Genomic DNA, 16,337 nt, shown 5'->3' with positions numbered 1-16,337 from the left:
ACTCTTTACTAAAAAATGTACACAAAAAAACAATGGTTTAAAATTCCTATGAGCCTGGCCGCAGTGGTAGCTGTTGCAGCTTTCAGCGGAATCATGCTGAGTAACAGAACAGCTAGGCACATGCCACCAGGCTCCTCTAAAGTTGATAAATTAAAATTACCGGAAGGATTCAAGGCAGAACACCTGTTCAGCCCATCCGAAGCTTCAGATGGCTCCTGGGTATCCATGGCTTTCGATGATAAAGGACGCCTGATTACCTCCGACCAATACGGTTCGTTATACCGGGTTGTATTACCGCCCATTGGCTCTTCGGACAAACCCGTCATTGAAACTCTAAAGATTGAAGGGGATACGGCAAAAATCGGCATGGGCTTCGCTCACGGGCTGCTTTATGCTTTCAATAGTTTATATGTGGTTATCAATAATGGCAGAAATGCACGCTTTCCAAAGGGAAGTGGCCTTTACCGTCTTCAGGATACCAATAACAACGATCAGTACGATAAAATAACTTTGCTCAAGTCAATGCACGGTGAAGGTGAGCACGGTCCGCATAGTGTACAGATTTCGCCTGATAAGAAATCGCTCTATGTGGTAGCAGGAAATCATACCGACCTACCCGAAATGGATATATACCGGCTTCCCAACAACTGGACCAACGACAATCTGTTCCCATTCATTAAGGATCCCCGTGGCCATGCCAATGACAGAATGGCACCAGGAGGATGGATTGCCCATACCGATCCCGAAGGAAAGAAATGGGAACTTATCAGTGCAGGTTATCGCAACCCTTTCGACATTGCCTTTAATGAGGCTGGCGACATGTTTACCTATGACTCTGATATGGAATGGGATTTTGGAACGCCGTGGTACCGCCCCACCCGTGTGTGCCACGCTACAAGTGCCAGCGAATTCGGCTGGCGAACCGGTGACGCCAAGTGGGCTCCATCGTTTCCGGACAACATGCCTGCTGTAATGAATATCGGCCAGGGGTCTCCCACCAATCTTATTTATTTGAAAGATGCTCTTTTCCCCGAAAAGTATAAAAATACCTTACTGGCATTTGACTGGAGCTTTGGTATCATGCATGGGCTTCATCTGAAACCTTCCGGAGGAACCTACACGGCGGATCACGAAGAATTCTTGTCAGGGTCTCCATTGCCTTTAACCGATGGAGTCATTGGCCCCGACGGTGCGCTTTATTTCCTCACCGGCGGACGCCGTCTGGAATCAGACCTTTACAGAGTTTACCACAAGGATTATAAAACTTTTAAGGCTGGCACCAACGTTGCCGCTGTCAATTTAACCCCCGAGCATAAACTGCGTACCTCCCTGGAAAAATTCCACGTAGGAGTGGATCCCAAAGCAGTAGAAAGTGCCTGGCCATATCTGTCACATGCTGACAGATCGGTAAGATATGCGGCACGCCTGGCGGTTGAACATCAGCCACTGGACCAGTGGAAAGCTAAGGCCCTGGCTGAAACCAATCCCCAAACCAAGGTTTACGCATTGCTTGCGCTGGCTCGTCAGGGAAATGCTTCCACAAAAGATGCATTACTCAAAGGACTGATCAGTATTGACTATAAAAAATTACCCGAAACCCCCAAGCTAGACCTTCTGCGGACATTTGAAGTTGCTTTTTTCCGCTACGGACCACTGGAAGGTACTACTAGAACGCAGGTCATCAACTACCTAGACCCCAGCTATCCATCTGTATCTCCTCTTGCCAACAGGTTATTTAGCAAATTGCTGGTATTCCTTGAGGCTCCCAAAGCTGTGGACAAAACCATGCAACTGCTGTTGAAAAATGAGGCTTTTGATGATAAGGACAACGAAACCGCAACAGCATCTTCGGATTTAATTCTACGAAACCCTCAATATGGGTTAGACATTGCTGGTATGCTTGAAAAAATGCCTGCCAAACAGCAAACTTTTTATGCTTTCGTTCTTAGCGGGGCTAAAACCGGCTGGACACCACAACTTCGCGACGAATATTTCAAGTGGTATAAAAAAGCTTTCAGCTATCAAGGCGGGCGGAGCTACATCGGTTTTATAGACAAATCCCGTCAGCTCGCTCTTAAAAATGTTCCGAAGGAAAAACTTGGCTATTATGATAAACTTTCAGGAGCAGAACTTTTAACAGGAAGCGGAAATGATATTGTTAAATCATATTCACCCAAAGGTCCGGGAAGGGGATGGAAAGTGGACGAAGCGGTACAATTGGTGCAGGACAGCTTACAAAACCGGGATTTTGAAAAGGGTAAAATGATTTTCTCGGCAGTACTGTGCAGCCGCTGTCATATGATCCAGGGAGAGGGTGCCGATGTGGGCCCAGACTTGACGCAACTAGGAACGCGCTTTTCCACTAAGGATATGCTTGAAGCAATCATTGTTCCGGATAAAACCATTTCCGACCAATATGCTTCGGTATCTTATCAGTTAAAGGACGGAGAATCCGTTGTGGGACGCCAAACGGATGAAGATGCGAATTTTTATTACATCTCTCAAAATCCATTTGATACCAAAACCATTCGTAAAATTCCGAAAAAAACCGTTGCCACTACAAAGATTTCAACTGTTTCAATGATGCTTCCGGGCCTGATCAACGGATTAAACCCCGACGAGCTAAGGGATCTGGTTGCTTATCTAATGTCAGGAGGCAATAAAAATAACCCAATATATTCCGAATCAAAAGGTAAGAAGGCGGGTAAGTAACGGACGTTGCTAGCTTTTGTAAGGGTATTTCCAATTGTGGAAATACCCTTTTATTTTATCCAGGCAACTATCCTATGGGACGCTTCAAAATTACATTAATTGTTCTGTTTCTTTCTGTAATCGGGACTATAAACCATTCATTTTCAGCAACAATACCTAAAAAGCCATATAAAGTACTCATCGTTGACGGGCAGAACAATCACCGGAACATGGCCGAAGGTACACAGATGATGAAGGGCTATTTGGAAGAGACCGGCCTTTTCACGGTAGACGTTACCACCACGCCGAAAAAAGGCGAGAATATGAGTAGCTTCCAGCCAGACTTCAGCAAATATGACGTGGTACTTTCCAATTTTAACGGAGATTCCTGGCCCGATAAGACCAACGAAGCTTTTGAAAAATTCGTCAAAAATGGGGGTGGGGTAGTAGTGGTACACGCTGCTGACAATGCTTTCCCGAATTGGGTGGCTTACAATAAGATGATTGGCATCGGCGGATGGGAGGGACGAAATGAGAAAAGTGGCCCGTACCTGTACTATGACGACCAGAAAAAGGAATTTGTAAAAGATACCAGGCCCGGTGTAGGCGGCAGCCATGGGCATCAGCACGAATTTATTGTTAAAACAAGAAACAAAAATCATCCGATCATGAAGGGTTTGCCTATTGAGTGGTTACACCAGAAAGATGAGCTTTACGACCGTCTCCGCGGCCCGGCCGAAAATGTGGATGTGCTGGCAACTGCCTATAGTCCGGTTGAACAAAACGGGTCGGGGAGGAACGAACCTATACTTATGGCCCTCACTTATGGCAAAGGCCGAATTTTCCACACTACCCTGGGGCATGAGACCTACTCGCAAAAATGTATCGGATTTATCACTACCTTACAAAGAGGAGCTGAGTGGGTGGCAACTGGAAAAGTGACACAGGCCGTACCCCGGAATTTCCCAACCGCTACTCAGGGAACCAGCAGATAGTTTCTATTTCATACACTCAACTTCACATTAAAAGTGTCAGACTTACACCCGAAAAAGACAAGGCGTAGTACCCTTAAAAATCTTGCAGCCGGAGCCGGCCTCGTAAGTATACCCATATCAGAAGCATTCAGTACCTCCAGCGAATTATTGGGAATGGAGCTGAACGGTAAGATCAATCATTCTGTCTGCCGGTGGTGCTACAGTAAAATCCCGTTGGAAACCCTTGCCTTGGAGGCAAAAAAAATAGGACTTAAATCCATTGAACTACTGGGTCCCGAAGAATGGCCTATTATTAAAAAGTATGGTCTCACCTGTGCTCTACCATGGGGCGAAGGACTTACCCGAAGTTTGGACAAAGGATTTAATGATCCTACCAATCACGAAGAACTCATCAGGGGATTTGAAGATATTATTCCTAAAGTGAAGGCGGCAGGTTACGACAAGGTCATTTGTTTTTCCGGAAACAGGAGAGGTATGTCTGATACCGACGGGTTGCGTAATGCGGCCCAGGCACTCCGACGGCTCATGCCGCTTGCGGAAAAACATAATGTTACACTGGTGATGGAACTGCTGAACAGCAAGGTTGACCACAAGGACTATATGTGCGACCGGACCGAATGGGGGGCTGCCCTTTGTGAAATGGTAGGTTCCGAAAAATTCAAGCTGCTGTACGATATCTACCACATGCAGATCATGGAGGGCGATGTGATTGCAACCATTCGCAAGTACCACCGTTACATTGCTCATTATCACACCGGCGGTGTTCCGGGCCGTAACGAAATAGACAATACACAGGAACTTTATTACCCTGCAATTATGAAAGCTATTGTTGAAACTGGTTATAAAGGTTTTGTAGGCCAGGAGTTTATCCCCAGCAGAAAGGATGACATAGCCTCGCTAAAACAGGGTGTAACAATCTGTGATATTGCCTGATAACTCATAACCTCGTCCAAATGAAAAATAAAATTACCAGAAGATCTTCCTTAAAAAAAGTACTGGCCGGTTTGACCGCCGCCTCCGTATCTCCGACCATTTCCATTAGCGGAACTCTGCCAGCGGAGTGGAACGCCACCATGCTCAAGGGAAACATCAATCATTCGGTGTGCAAATGGTGTTATGGTAAAATTCCGCTTGAGACATTTGCCGCGGAAGCCAAAAAAATCGGGCTTACCTCCATTGAACTGTTAGGCCCAGAGGAATGGCCGGTTCTGAAAAAGTATGGCTTAACCTGTGCCTTACCAAATGGTGCAGGCATGGGCATCGAAAAAGGTTTTAATGATCCGGCCAACCATGACGAACTGGTGAAGAGCTATGAAGAACTTTTCCCCAAATTAAATGCCGCGGGTTACACCACTGTCATTTGTTTTTCGGGAAACCGCCGCGGCATGTCCGACATGGACGGTCTGCGAAACTGCGCGGCCGGTTTGAAAAGACTTATACCGTCTGCTGAAAAATATAATGTGACACTGATCATGGAATTGCTGAACAGCAAGGTAAATCACAAAGATTATATGTGTGATCATACAGCCTGGGGCGCTGCTTTGTGTGAAATGGTTGGTTCTGAAAAATTCAAGTTACTCTATGATATTTATCACATGCAGATTATGGAGGGGGATGTGATCGCCACGATCCGGAAATACCACAAGTATATCGGGCATTATCATACGGGTGGTGTACCAGGAAGAAATGAAATTGATGAAACGCAGGAACTGAACTATCCTGCGATCATGAAAGCCATTTTCGACACCGGTTTTAAAGGTTTTGTAGCCCAGGAGTTTATTCCCAAAGCCGATCCGCTGACTTCTTTACGGCAAGGGGTGATGATTTGCGACATATAAGGGTAATTCCTGGCAATTTTGGCACCATTTTAAAAATCCGCAGACCAATTTTTGGCTGCGGATTTTGCGTTAAAATGAGTTAAGATTCAGTTATTTACTACACTAAAACGCCATTTTTAAGCTTCTGAGGTTTTAATAAAACAAAACCTCCCGCATATTTACCTGTCGTAGCTAAATCTGAAGGCATTCTTCGGCATTATTTGGTCTTGATACCTAGCGTTTCAAAAAAAATGTTTTTATAATTACTACCTACAGGAATTTCAATTTTATTAAGCAGTACCCGGTTGCCATGCAAAGAGGTAACCTTTGATCTGTTGACAATAAATGACCGATGTACACGAGAAAACAGGTTCTGAGGTAAAAGTTTTTCAATAGACGACAGCGGTGTGGTACTTACAAGCGTTCCTTCTGACGTTACAACTTTTGTATTGTTTCTTGATGCTTCTAAATAAAGGATCTGATCATAACCTAACTTATTGATTATGCCTTCACTTCGAAAAAGTAAATGATTGTTCCCAAGCACAGGCACATTTGAGGTATATTCCGTGGGGCTACTTGGTTTGCCTATCCTTTCAGCCGCTCGGTCTATAGCAATAATAAAACGTTCCAGAGAAAATGGCTTAACCAGATAATCACATGCTCCTAAATCAAAAGCATCCGTGGCAAATTCTTTGTAAGCAGTAGTGAAAATTACCTGAACAGGATACTTTAATGTTTTCACCAGTTCTATACCTGTGAGTATTGGCATGTTGATATCCAAAAAAAGAAGATCGATCGGAACTTGCTGCAGTTTTTCTCTTGCTTCAAAGGCGTCTGCACAAGTCGCAGACACATGAAGCATGGGAAGGAGCTTGCAGTACTCCACAAGAATATCTCGTGCAACCGGTGCATCATCGACAATAAGGCAATTAATCATTTATTGCTGGCTTTTAAACAAAGTTCAATACGGTACTTGCCATTTTCTGCAAAGTTGTTATAAAGGCAGTCGTTCCCATAAATCAATTTCAATCTTTTCAATGTATGATGCAGGCCGATACCTGAGGACTCCGATGGTTCTGTTTCCTGCCTATACGCCGGGTCGTATGAATTTTCCACCTCAAAATAAATCCAATCGCCTTTTACATTGAGCCTAATGGAGATAAAGCTTTTTGGATCTTTCGTAATCTTCGAATATTTAAAGGCGTTTTCTACAAAAACAATCAAGAGCATCGGAGCAATTCGCAAATTCAAATCGATAACTTCCGGTATATCAATGTGTAAATGAACTCTATCTCCCGTTTGTATTTTTTCGAAATCAATATAATTTCTAATATACAGCAGTTCGTCCTGAAGCGATATAAATTGCGCGCGTGTTTCATACACGGAATATCTGAGAAGCTCCGAAAGTTTGAGCAGCAAAGATGGTACTCTTTGATGCTGGGTAAGTGAAATTCCGTAAATGTTATTCAAGGTGTTAAAAAGGAAGTGAGGGCTGAGTTGGGATAATAATAACCGCATTTCACTCTCTTTTTGCTTCTGTAGTACCTGTGCTTCATTGATCTGTCTATACAGACTATTTCTTGCCAGGGCGATAGCTATTCCAAAGAAAATAAACAGAATAACCATAGGAAAGCTGACGGTGAAGTACTGCACGAAATATTGAAAAAGTTCGCCTCTATATAAATAACTACCTCCAGCTGCGCCAGTTAAGGAAAAAATCAAAATACTTAGAAGGAGTTTTTGGAGAAACGATGCGTGTACGCCCGTTTTTAACCAGTATTTTCCGCACCATCTTCCGGCGTAAGTACAAGATAATACAAACAGACAGGTAAGCATAGCTGCGCTGGCAACACCTTTATTACCACTTAAAACGACCGAAACAGCGAATACAAGAACAAATACCACACAAAATAACACATGTATCCAGACCCTGGATAAAATCAACCTAGCAATCAACCGTTCTAATTGTTCCATAACTTAAAGATGTATATTTCGCCAAACAATCGAAAGTTTTAATGCTCAACACCTAGTTTCTAAGGCTCATTTCAAGAAATTGGATGCTCAATTGCTTAGACATACCAAATGCCGTTTATGGCATGGAGATTCCTCATTGTATCCCAACAATTTTATACATACTTCAAAAACAGCAAATATTGCATCATCATTTACCTACTGATATGCAAAACAAAAAGGAGTATATTATTGAAACCAGCAATTTATCGTTTGGTTATTCAAAAGGTCAAAACATCCTCAGCGATGTAAACCTTAAAATCGCTGAAGGCGCCATTTACGGTTTTTTAGGACCGAATGGTGCAGGTAAGACAACCTCGATCAGGTTAATTCTGAACTTATTAACTCCCGTAACCGGCTCGGTGAGGCTTTTTGGTCAACAGGTAGCACGCAGCTCCAATAGTATATTTTCTAAAATAGGGGCGCTCATAGAAACACCTTCACTTTATGAGCACCTGACGGGCAGGGACAACCTATTGATAACCGCCAACATCAGAAATATCCCAAGGAGCAGAGTACTTCAAGTATTAAAAACGGTAGGTCTTAGTTCGGACGGAGAGAGACATGTCAGAAAATATTCACTTGGAATGAAACAACGGTTAGGACTGGCGATTGCACTACTTCCTGAACCTGACTTGCTAATCCTCGATGAGCCGACCAATGGCTTAGATCCGAATGGTATGATCGAAATCAGAGAACTGTTGTCCTCACTCAGCAAAGAGCAGGGTGTAACACTCTTAATCTCCAGCCATCTGCTTACCGAAATAGAAAGACTGGTTTCTCATGTTGGGATACTAAACCACGGCAAACTGCTTTTTCAGGGTTCATTTAAGGAGTTGCAGCAAATCAGAGAAGAAAAGGCTGTCATTGAACTAGACACAAATCTCAATAAACAGGCCATAAGTCTGCTAATGGAAAACAACTATTCCGTCAGACAAGGAAAAGAATATTTGGAAGTAAAATTTCTGGGTATTAGGGATCTGTCGTTTATAACCCATTTATTAGTAAAGGCTGGTCTGGACATTTATCGGATGCAGGTAATTGAAAGCAGCCTGGAACAAATCTTTTTATCATTTATAAACCAAAGTGAGCCGTCATGAAATTGTTTTATACTGAGTTAATGAAGCTCAAGAATACATTTGCCCTTTGGCTCACAATACTGGGTGCGCTGTTTATGCCGGTTTTATTACTGTCCGCCTATCTCATTAGCACAAAGGAGTTTGTACCCGCGTCAGGTACAAATCCGTGGCATGAATATCTGCTCAGAACCTTCAATGGAAACTGCCTTTTTTCCACTGGTTTTATATTATTAATCATCGGGCTCATTTTGAATGTCGAGCATAAAGCCCATAGTTGGAAACATCTTTTTACGTTACCGGTATCCAGGGCAAAGCTCTATTTTGTCAAACTCACATTCATTTTTACAACAATTCTTGTATTCATCATTCTGTACTTCGTTTTCGCTATTTCCATGGGTCATTTCTTAGGAATAGTAAAAACAGAATTAAAATTCTCCGAATTTGGCGTTCCCAGTGGGTATATATTAAAATTTATCACGGACTTTTTTGTTTCGATCATTCCTATGGTTATCATTCAGTACTGGATATCAATAAGGATGGAGAATCTTGTCACTTCTCTGGGACTTGGATTATTAGGGTTGCTATTGGGATTACTGTTTAAAAACGGTCCCTATATTATTTTCTTTCCTTATGGGATGCCATTTCAGGTATGGAATTATCCTTTGACAGACAGTATCATACTACCAAAATTTCTCTGGATTGCTGTACTATATACATTGTTATTGATCACCCTAAGTTATAATGATTTTACAAAGAAATTCCGTGCCTGATATCGGGCTTTTCTTATCAACTACTTATCTTTTTACTCACATATCCAATTTTGAAACACAAAAACACGCAACACATTATTTCTGTTGATTGCTGGGTTTGCAGGTACTTTTGACAGCTCGTCCAAAGTACCTACTGCTACGGGCGGTGCTCCGGGTGCACGATGCGCAAGCCAAGGGTAGGGTAGCTACGTGCATAATTTATCTGTTAGCCTGGTTTAGTCGAAAAAGAGCCTGTTTTTACTTTTCACAAAATGGTGTTGGGAAACCGCAGCATTCACTATATTTTTAGCTTTGAGGCATAATAGTTATAAACTGTACCATATGCTATACCCAGCTGCTTTGAGATTCTGTTCATAGATGAGGTTCTTCTTACAAATGGACGAAAAATAGCGGCGACCGTCGCACTGTTTAGCGCTTAGCCTTTATCTGCAATAAGTTCTTAAATACAAATTCTAAAACTGCATCCCTGTTTTCCAACATGTCCTGGACAGAGTTTGAGACCTCATAATCAGGAATAGCTCCTCTTTTTTGAATAGCGGGGTTTATTGCATAAACTGCATGCAAAAGCGGTATGGATATGGCGGTTTCAGTATGGTCTCCCCGTATAGTTATTTTTTGTACCCCATTGCTAATTCCTGTATATCCAGAAGTTTCGGTTCCGACCAGAATAGCGTTTGTATATTCTTTTAAAAGTCCTGCGGCTGTACCTGCTGCAGAAACCATTCCGCCATTAATCAGTACCACTAGTTTACCGTTAAAATGATAGTCTCCAATTGGGTTAAATTTCGCCAATTCACGTACTTTATCGAATTTTGTGACCCTAAACGTCCCGTCCTTCTGTCTTACAGGGGCAAATTCTTCATCCAATTTAAGTCTATCGCCGGTTGTTTTCAAAAAGTATTCATCATCCCCCAGTGTAACTATTTCTTTGGCTGGAACTATTGGTTTATCAATAAAGTATTGAAGCAAATAAGCTGCATTTTCTGCCTTACCACCACTATTATCTCTTAAGTCGATGATTAAATTTCCAATTTTGTTAGAAGAAATTTCTTTAAAACATTGCTTGTAATAATCGGGAAACGTGTTTTCGGGTTCACGGAAACTGTCTTTAAAAAATCGATCGATCTTGAGAATTGCATAATTATCTTGCTTATTAATCTCAAAATTGAAGGCATCAGTCGATGGTATCGAAGATGGATATCGCTTAGTTTTAATATCGATATAGTTCTGTCCAGCTACTGGTTCTACCTGTACAGTTAAAATTTGTTTAGATCTATAATCCCGGTAGGAAAGATTGTAGGACAATTTTTCTCCAAATATCTGTGGGTATAGTTTACCAAATAACTTAAAGTAAGAAGTGCCCAAAGAATGTAATAGCCCCAGGCGGCTAGTTCCATCGGAAGAAAAATGTACTGAGATTGCAGATAAAATCTCATTGCTTAAATGACCGTCTATTGCCAGGATTTCAGAACCGTCCGGAATTTGAAGATTACTCAGGTTGTTTACTATGAAAATGCGTTCTTCTTTAACTAAAATTTGAAACGGAAGCCATTTTTGATTGGCAATAATACTGCCTAGTTCGTTAAAAGCTTGGGCACCTGTATGATCGTCATGAATATTAGCAATCATTTTAAGTACAACTTTATAGAAGGCTGTTGCCTCTAGGGGTTTTGCGGTCTCTACAATTAACGAATTCATTAAATTTTCAAATTCGTCGTGAGTCTGATTTGTATAGAGCCCAGGATGTGCTTTGATAAGTGTATTTCTAAATTTCGTAAGATCCGCCTGCATGGCTTCAGGCTGGTAGATTATAGGTTGTTGCGCAATTACCTGCTGATGTGTTGTGCCATCTCTGGTAAACCAATAAGTCTCACCGCCTTGGTTCAGCGTCATTTTACTTCTGGAAATATCAAATAACAACTCAATACCGGCCTTATGAAATATGAATCGATCTTTTGCAGAAGCTTCCAGCGGAAATGCGTTCTGCCCGGTTGCCTGGGCCATTAGCGTCGTATCATTTTTGCTGATGGTTATTTTGAGTTGCAATTGTGTACTGCTGTAAATGCCTAAGTATTTATCCAGGTTGCCCACGGACTTGTTTTCCTTGGTAAGTATGTTCAGCTGAGTATCCAGCTTCGGTCTGTTGATAGTTTGTGCTGATACGCTGAAGGCAAATGCGATAAAGAGTAATAAAAGTGTTGTGACTTTTTTCATAAGGGTTTTGCTATGACTGAGTTCGGAAATAAATTCGACTATAATTGTAGTTATACTGCTAAAAAACTATATTAAGTGTCTGGTATTAAGATATTTGCATCAATCTTAACGGTTAGCAGAAGAGTGCATGTTTAATTTGTTCTAGTTTTGCAAACGGCGTTAGATAACCGCAGCGGCCACCGGCTATGTTTTTAGTTTCGACACGTAGTTATACACGGTTCCATAAGCGATTCCTAATTGCTTGGAAATTTTGTTCATTGACAGGCCTTGCTGCTGTAGCCCAAAAATTTCCATTATTTGTTGTATAATTTATATTATGTTAAATAGATATTTTTAAACAACAGAGGGACGGTATCTGCCGTCCCTCTGTTGTTTAAAAATATTCTCCAACCTTAATCCGCTACACATGGAATACCTTTGCCTTCCAATTGGGTAATGATATTATTGGCGTTTTCAAGTGCATCTTTCGCTTCAGACTCACCTTTTGCCTGAACAGCTTTTTCAAAGAATGGCTTTGCTTTTTTGAATCTTCCGCAAACACGACCTTCAATTTCTTTACCTTTTGCCTGGTAATCGGTCATGTTCATATTATCTACTTCTTTTTTAAGCTGTACCGCTTCGTTGAAGTATACGGCGCCCAGATTATAAAGTGCATCATAATTGTTCGCGTCAATTTCAATGGCTCTTTTGTAACCTGATACCGCCTCCTTAGCTGCTGTTGCCTGTTTGGCCTTCAGATCAGCCAATTCCTTTTCAAGTGCGGCCACATCGTTACCCTGAGACGCACTTTTTGCATCGGCTATCTCCTTTTCTATTTTAGCGATTGCCTCCGTAGCTTCCTTTTTCTTTGCAGTCACATCTGTCAGCTGACGTTTAAGATCTGCATTTTTAGGCTGCTTTTTAATAAGTGCTCCAATTCTCTTTACCTCGCCGTCGTAAACTTCAATCTTACCTTTTTCCGACTCTATGCTCTTATTCAGTGCGTCCACTTTTGAAGAACCTGCACCCAGCTTATTCTGAACCTCAACAATTTTCTGATTCAGCTTTGAATTCATGTTATCATACAGGATAGCCAGGTTCAACACATTCTGAATGTTATTCGGATCGTTCTTGGTCAGGTTAGTCAACTCGGTGATCGCCTGATCTTCCTTACCAGAAGCCAGATAGATGTTTACTACTTCGGATTTCAAATCCTTGTTACCTGGTGAACGTTCCAGACCCTTATTCAGGGTACTCACTGCTTTGTCGAAATTATTTTCGGCCCGATAAAGCTGAGCAAGCCCATAGAACACGCTTGGATCCTTACCCCCATTTTCGGCATACTTTTCAAACTGCGAGATCGCTTCCGGTTTCTTATCAAGGGACTGGGCTGCTATCCCGCCATAAAGAGAGGCGAGGGTATCCTTTTTATTAACCTCTTGTGCCAATTTGAACATTTCCAAAGCACCCGACAGATTTTTAGCCTGGTATTTCTCTGCTCCCTGCTTCACAAAAGCATTAAACAAAGAGGTACCCTCCTCTCCGTTCAGTACCTTTTGGGCATCCTTGGAAGATTTACCTGGCTCCCCTTTTTTGGTTACATCCAGTTCAACTACTTTCTTGTATGCTTCATAAGAAGTTTTGGCTGCGCTTGAATCAATTTCCGACCCCTGAAGTGCTATGTTCTCATATAGCTGTGCCCTTTCAAGCCAGTAGGCTGCCTTGGCACTTGCTTTGGGGTCTGTCAGGTTTTTATCACTTTTTTCTTTTTCCTTACGATACGCATCCAGAGCCAACTTATTTACAGCGTCCTGGCCAAAAGCGGTTAAACTAAATAGGCCCAGCGCCGAAACAAAAAATATTCTTTTCATAAATCTCAACTTTTGATGTGAATTGTTATCCTGTCGTAAATATAAATTTATTATTGTATTTTTTACAAAAATCATACCTCGTCGTCTTCGGAATCCTCACCTTCGGCGCCCTCATCCTCTTCATCCAGGGTATCCTCCACATCCTCTTCTGTACCTTCAATGTTATCTCCTTCTTCAAGGTTTGCAACAATTACCGCTTCGTTAACGATAGGATCTCCGTTTTCGTCCAGTTCAATCTCAGCTTTTTCGTCTGGATCCTTCAATATCCTGGTTACAGAAGTAATTTCATCTGAACTGTTCAGCCTGATGAGCTTAACCCCCTGTGTATTACGGCCAGCCTGGCGAATATCCAGGACACTCATCCGGATCGCAATTCCGTTGCGGGTAATGATCATCAGATCGTCCTGTTCCGTTACTTCTCTGATCGCCACCAGCTTCCCAACCTTATCTGTTGCATTCATGGTGGAAACACCTTTTCCTCCACGGTTGGTAACACGGTAACTATCTATGGCAGAACGTTTTCCAAAACCATTTTCAGATACTACCAGCAGCTGAGCGTCTTCGCGGCTGATACACACCATACCAATTACTTTATTATCGGGATCGTTGAGATTGATACCACGTACACCGGCGGCAGTTCGTCCCATTGGCCTCACGCCTTTTTCGTTAAACCTTACAGCCCTTCCGGCACTGGAAGCAATAACGATATCATTATCCCCGTTGGTGAGGGCAACATCCAGCAAACGGTCGCCTTCATTGATCGAGATGGCGATAATACCGTTGGTACGCGGACGCGAGTAGGCTTCCAGCAAGGTCTTCTTGATGGTACCCTGCTCCGTACACATGATCAGGTAATTATTATTGATGTAATCTTCGTTAGACAACGTTTTTACATTGATAACAGACCGGATCGAATCTCCGTTTTCCAGACTGATCAGGTTTTGGATCGGGCGTCCTTTGGAAGTTTTACTGCCTTCAGGTACCTCGTAAACTTTCATCCAGAATAGCTTACCATATTCGGTAAAGATCAGCAGATAGTTGAGCATCGTAGCAGAGAACAAATGCTCGGTGAAATCGGTATCCTTGGTTTTAACACCACGGGACCCTACCCCTCCCCTGGTTTGCGTACGATATTCGGCCAGCGGAGTACGTTTGATGTATCCTTCATGAGAAATAGTGATCAGCATCTCCTCATCGGGGATCATATCCTCATCACTGAATTCCTCTGCCGCAAATTCTATTTTGGTGCGTCTCTCGTCTCCGTAGCGCTCTTTTATTTCGATCAACTCATTTTTGATGATCTCAAATTTCCTCCAGTCATTGGCCAGAATGTCTTTCAGATCCGTAATCAGGAGCATAATCTCTTCATATTCCTTCACGATCTTGTCACGCTCGAGACCCGTAAGCCTCTGCAGACGCATATCCAGAATGGCCTTCGCCTGAATTTCACTAAGGCTGAACTGCTCAATCAGCCCGATCTTAGCAGCTTCCGGATCTCTCGAATTCCTGATCAGGGTAATCACAGCGTCCAGGTTATCCAGCGCTATCAGTAACCCTTCAAGGATATGTGCCCTCTTTTCGGCTTCCCGTAATTCATACTCCGTACGGCGGGTAACCACCACCACCCGGTGATCAACGTAATGTTTAATAAGGTCTTTCAGGTTCAATAACACCGGCCTGCCTTTTACAAGCGCCACATTATTTACACCAAAAGATGACTGCAACGGGGTGTACTTATACAAATGGTTCAGAACGATGTTGGGAATTGCGTCCTTTTTCAGGTCAAATACCACGCGCATACCATCCCTGTCTGACTCATCCCGGATATCCGATATTCCGTCCAGCTTTTTATCATTGATAAGGCCCGCAATCCTTTCTATCATGGCCGCTTTGTTGGTCATGTACGGGATTTCGGTGACAATAATTTGTTCCTTGCCGGTTTTTGTTACGTCGAAATAAGCCTTGGCTCGCATGATGATGCTGCCACGACCGGTTTCAAAAGCGGATTTCACTCCCTGATAACCATATATAGTGCCTCCTGTGGGAAAATCGGGAGCTTTTATATATTCGATCAATTCAGGTATGGTGATATCGTTATTGTCTATATATGCCAGCGTTCCGTCGATCACTTCCGACAGATTGTGCGGCGCCATGTTGGTGGCCATCCCTACCGCAATCCCCGAAGAACCATTTACCAGCAGATTCGGAAATTTGGAAGGTAATACGGAAGGTTCGGAGAGAGAGTCGTCAAAGTTGGGCACAAAATCAACGGTATCTTTTCCAAGGTCACTCAGCAACTCTTCTGCAAGCCTTTTCAGCCTTGCCTCAGTATACCGCATTGCCGCCGGATTGTCACCATCGACCGAACCGAAGTTACCCTGCCCGTCCACAAGCGGGTATCTCAAAGACCACGGCTGCGCCATACGCACCATGGTACCATAAACCGATGAGTCACCGTGCGGGTGATACTTACCCAACACCTCCCCTACTATACGCGCAGATTTTTTATGAGCCCTGTTGTAATTAACGCCCAGATCGGACATTCCGTAAAGTACCCGCCTGTGCACAGGTTTCAAACCGTCCCGTACATCGGGTAAGGCTCGTGAAATAATAACCGACATCGAGTAGTCGATGTACGCACCCCGCATTTCCTCCTCAATATTAATCGGGATAATGTTTTCACCAGAAGATTCTGCCATAAAGTATTAGAAAAGAATCACAAAGTTTAATGTGAGCCAAGTTAAGTACAAAGCTACACGGATATAATACAAATTTACTCGTTCTAAAAGATCAAATTTCGTCATTTTCGTCCAGTCTAGCAAACTATATTGGAGCCTATATTATGTCCTTTATATGTATGTAAGTGATAATTGGTCAGTTACCAAAAAACGTCTCGGAAAACTTATTTAAT

General features: G+C 42.6%; 12 protein-coding genes. 6 read left to right on the top strand and 6 right to left on the bottom strand.

Annotation, left to right across the window (positions count from 1 at the left end):
• The first annotated feature begins 15 nt into the window (after nt 1-15).
• The 4 genes from KOE27_RS08660 (at nt 16) to KOE27_RS08645 (ending at nt 5,524) form a co-directional block, all read left to right on the top strand.
• Complete coding sequence (locus tag KOE27_RS08660) at nt 16-2,712, top strand: c-type cytochrome (RefSeq protein ID WP_215238498.1); 2,697 nt, start codon at nt 16-18, stop codon at nt 2,710-2,712.
• Between the two features lie 74 nt (nt 2,713-2,786).
• Nucleotides 2,787-3,686 (top strand): ThuA domain-containing protein, encoded by a 900-nt coding sequence (locus KOE27_RS08655; protein ID WP_215238497.1) that lies wholly within the window; start codon nt 2,787-2,789, stop codon nt 3,684-3,686.
• A 33-nt stretch (nt 3,687-3,719) separates the two neighbouring features.
• The gene (locus KOE27_RS08650) at nt 3,720-4,619 is read left to right on the top strand and encodes a hydroxypyruvate isomerase family protein (RefSeq protein ID WP_215238496.1); all 900 of its coding nucleotides are present in this window, start codon (nt 3,720-3,722) and stop codon (nt 4,617-4,619) included.
• 20 nt (nt 4,620-4,639) lie between these two features.
• Nucleotides 4,640-5,524, top strand: coding sequence for a hydroxypyruvate isomerase family protein (locus KOE27_RS08645; protein ID WP_215238495.1), 885 nt, complete (start codon nt 4,640-4,642; stop codon nt 5,522-5,524).
• A gap of 196 nt (nt 5,525-5,720) precedes the next feature.
• On the opposite strand, the gene KOE27_RS08640 is transcribed toward KOE27_RS08645, so the two are convergent.
• Nucleotides 5,721-6,440 (bottom strand): LytR/AlgR family response regulator transcription factor, encoded by a 720-nt coding sequence (locus tag KOE27_RS08640; protein WP_215238494.1) that lies wholly within the window; start codon nt 6,438-6,440, stop codon nt 5,721-5,723.
• Nucleotides 6,437-7,477, bottom strand: a complete 1,041-nt coding sequence (locus KOE27_RS08635; RefSeq protein ID WP_215238493.1) for a sensor histidine kinase — start codon at nt 7,475-7,477, stop codon at nt 6,437-6,439. Before KOE27_RS08635 ends, KOE27_RS08640 begins: the two co-directional genes overlap by 4 nt.
• Nucleotides 7,478-7,680: 203 nt before the next feature.
• Between KOE27_RS08635 and KOE27_RS08630 the strand changes: the two genes are divergently transcribed.
• Together KOE27_RS08630 and KOE27_RS08625 are read left to right on the top strand one after the other, a co-directional pair.
• Complete coding sequence (locus tag KOE27_RS08630; protein ID WP_215238492.1) at nt 7,681-8,613, top strand: ABC transporter ATP-binding protein; 933 nt, start codon at nt 7,681-7,683, stop codon at nt 8,611-8,613.
• Nucleotides 8,610-9,362, top strand: coding sequence for an ABC transporter permease (locus KOE27_RS08625; RefSeq protein WP_215238491.1), 753 nt, complete (start codon nt 8,610-8,612; stop codon nt 9,360-9,362). Before KOE27_RS08630 ends, KOE27_RS08625 begins: the two co-directional genes overlap by 4 nt.
• 408 nt (nt 9,363-9,770) lie before the next feature.
• Here KOE27_RS08625 and KOE27_RS08615 read toward each other — a convergent pair whose 3' ends face one another.
• The 4 genes from KOE27_RS08615 to gyrA all read right to left on the bottom strand — a co-directional run bounded on the left by KOE27_RS08615 (nt 9,771) and on the right by gyrA (nt 16,125).
• Nucleotides 9,771-11,576 (bottom strand): S41 family peptidase, encoded by a 1,806-nt coding sequence (locus tag KOE27_RS08615; RefSeq protein ID WP_215238490.1) that lies wholly within the window; start codon nt 11,574-11,576, stop codon nt 9,771-9,773.
• Nucleotides 11,577-11,759: 183 nt separating this feature from the next.
• A complete protein-coding gene (locus KOE27_RS08610) occupies nt 11,760-11,870 on the bottom strand; it encodes a LuxR C-terminal-related transcriptional regulator (protein ID WP_255573721.1) in 111 nt (36 codons plus the stop codon).
• 98 nt (nt 11,871-11,968) lie between these two features.
• The gene (locus tag KOE27_RS08605; protein ID WP_215238489.1) at nt 11,969-13,426 is read right to left on the bottom strand and encodes a tetratricopeptide repeat protein; all 1,458 of its coding nucleotides are present in this window, start codon (nt 13,424-13,426) and stop codon (nt 11,969-11,971) included.
• A gap of 71 nt (nt 13,427-13,497) precedes the next feature.
• Nucleotides 13,498-16,125 carry a DNA gyrase subunit A gene (gene gyrA / locus KOE27_RS08600; protein WP_215238488.1) on the bottom strand — a complete coding sequence of 876 codons (2,628 nt, stop codon included), beginning with the start codon at nt 16,123-16,125 and terminating at the stop codon, nt 13,498-13,500.
• Nucleotides 16,126-16,337 lie beyond the last annotated feature (212 nt).

This window comes from Dyadobacter sp. CECT 9275, assembly GCF_907164905.1.
In the GTDB taxonomy this organism is placed as follows: domain Bacteria; phylum Bacteroidota; class Bacteroidia; order Cytophagales; family Spirosomataceae; genus Dyadobacter; species Dyadobacter helix.
Note: the sequence above shows the minus strand (reverse complement) of the source record. Positions and strands in the feature narration are given on the sequence as shown.